Consider the following 293-nt stretch of genomic DNA (forward strand, 5'->3'; position numbering starts at 1 on the left):
CGCCTGCCCCCGCCCGGCTTGCGCGCGCTCGCCTGGATCGCCGCCGCCCTGGCTCGCGCCCTCCTCCTGATGCCCATGGCGGATCTCGACGGGATGCGCGCCCTGATGGAGGTGGCGGACCTGCGCATCGCGGCGGTCGCGGCCGCGCTGACCGCCGTGACGGCGGCCTTCGCGGCTTTTCAGGTCAGCGTGCCCGGCCGGCCGCTGCGCTGGGCCCAGCTGCCGGTCGCCCCCGCCCTCGCCTGGATCGGCGCGAGCGGGCTCGGCTGCCTGCGCGGCGTCCTGGCGCCGGG

1 pseudogene is annotated in these 293 nt (G+C 79.2%); it reads left to right on the forward strand.

Annotated elements, in window-relative coordinates:
* Nucleotides 1-293 (forward strand): annotated as a pseudogene (locus WDW90_RS38840) (NrsF family protein); the annotation flags it as partial.

The organism is Methylobacterium nigriterrae, assembly GCF_037106235.1.
Classification (GTDB): domain Bacteria; phylum Pseudomonadota; class Alphaproteobacteria; order Rhizobiales; family Beijerinckiaceae; genus Methylobacterium; species Methylobacterium nigriterrae.